A 1,887-nucleotide genomic window follows, 5' to 3' on the forward strand; every position below is an offset into this window, starting at 1 on the left:
CGGCGCCGCCGGCGGCCTCGGCACCCTGATGCGCGGGCTCCTGCCGGCCTACGGCCACGACCTGCGCCTGTTCGACGTGCGGCCCATCCCCGGCGAACCGGACGCCGTCACGGCCGACCTCGCCGACAAGGAGGCGCTGCGCGCGGCCGTGCGCGGGGTCGACGCCGTCCTCCATCTCGCGGGCATCTCCCTGGAGTCGACCTTCGACAAGATCCTCAGGGCCAACATCGAGGGGACGTACAACCTCTACGAGGCGGCCCGCGAGGAGGGCGTGCGGCGCGTCGTCCTCGCCTCCTCCAACCACGCGGTGGGCTTCACGCCGCGCCCCGAGGGCGACGACCCGCTGATCCCCGTCGACACCCCGCGCCGCCCCGACACGTTCTACGGCCTCTCCAAGTCCTTCGGCGAGGACCTCGCCCAGCTCTACTGGGACAAGCACGGGATCGAGACCGTCTCGGTCCGCATCGGGTCGTGCTTCATGGAGCCGTCGAGCGTGCGGATGCTGTCCGTCTGGATGAGCCCCGGCGACGGCGCGCGCCTCTTCCACGCGGCGCTCACCGCGCCCGACGTGGGGCACACGACCGTCTATGGCTCGTCCGCCAACACCCGTCTGTGGTGGGACCTGTCGTCGGCACGCGCCCTCGGGTACGAGCCGCAGGACGACTCCGAGCAGTACGCGGAGAAGCTGATCGCCGAACAGGGCGAGCTGGATCCGGCCAACCCCGACCACGCGCACCTGGGCGGCCACTTCTACACGAACCCTCCGGCGTGGCCGTACTGAGGCCGGCGCGGCCGTGCTGAGGCCGGCGCGGCCGCACTGGAGCCGCCGTGGTCGTCCTGACCCGTCCTGACCGTGAATCGGCCGAAGTGGCCGGAGTGAACCCCTCCGCCCGCCCCGCCCGATCGGGCGCCGAACGGGCACCCCGCTCCCCCGAAACGGGCACGCCCGCGCCCTGCCGTACAGGCAGCCGCCCGGCCAAGCGGGCACATCCGGGCAGCATCGTGCCCGTTGCGAGCCTGGTCACACCCCGGGCCGGGCGGTAGAACTTCCCCACAGGGCCCGAACGGGCACCACAGGACCCAGGGGAAGAGGTGGCACCGGTGACCGCGGAGGAACGTCAGCGGCGGATCGTCGACGCGGCCCGGCACTCCGGGTCCGTCGACGTGACGGTGCTCGCCGCCCAGCTCGGCGTCGCCAAGGAGACCGTCCGCCGCGACCTGCGCGCCCTGGAGGACCACGGCCTGGTCCGCCGCACCCACGGCGGCGCCTACCCCGTGGAGAGCGCGGGCTTCGAGACCACGCTCGCCTTCCGCACGACCATGCACGTCCCCGAGAAGCGGCGCATCGCGGCCGCCGCGGCCGAACTGCTCGGCGACGCCGAGACCGTCTTCGTCGACGAGGGGTTCACGCCCCAGCTGGTCGCGGAGGCACTGCCCGAGGCCACCGGGGGCCGCGCGCTGACCGTGGTCACCGCCTCGCTGGCCACCGCGGGCGCCCTCGCCGAGGCGGAGAACGTCACCGTGCTGCTGCTCGGCGGCCGGGTCCGCCCCGGCACGCTCGCCACCGTCGACCACTGGACGACCCGCATGCTGGCCGGGTTCGTCATCGACCTGGCCTACATCGGCGCCAACGGCATCTCGCGCGAGCACGGCCTGACGACCCCCGACCCCGCGGTGAGCGAGGTGAAGGCGCAGGCCATGAGGGCGTCGCGGCGCACCGTGTTCCTGGGCGTGCACACCAAGTTCGGGGCGACGAGCTTCTGCCGGTTCGCGGGGATCGGCGACCTGGACACGATCGTCACGAGCGGCCGGCTGCCCGCGTCCGAGGCGCACCGCTACTCGCTCCTGGGGCCGCAGGTCGTCCGCGCCTGACCCGTCCCCTCCCGC

Annotated in this window: 2 protein-coding genes; both read left to right on the forward strand. The window is 73.8% G+C overall.

The annotated features are described in order from the left end of the window. Positions 1–781: NAD-dependent epimerase/dehydratase family protein (locus AOK22_RS35595; protein ID WP_055702832.1), on the forward strand; the 781-nt coding region annotated here is incomplete at its 5' end. Positions 782–1,101: 320 nt separating this feature from the next. Beyond that, positions 1,102–1,872 carry a DeoR/GlpR family DNA-binding transcription regulator gene (locus tag AOK22_RS35600; protein WP_425264111.1) on the forward strand — a complete coding sequence of 257 codons (771 nt, stop codon included), beginning with the start codon at positions 1,102–1,104 and terminating at the stop codon, positions 1,870–1,872. Positions 1,873–1,887 lie beyond the last annotated feature (15 nt).

Origin of the sequence: Streptomyces silaceus, assembly GCF_001419745.1 — a bacterium.
GTDB classification, from domain to species: domain Bacteria; phylum Actinomycetota; class Actinomycetes; order Streptomycetales; family Streptomycetaceae; genus Streptomyces; species Streptomyces silaceus.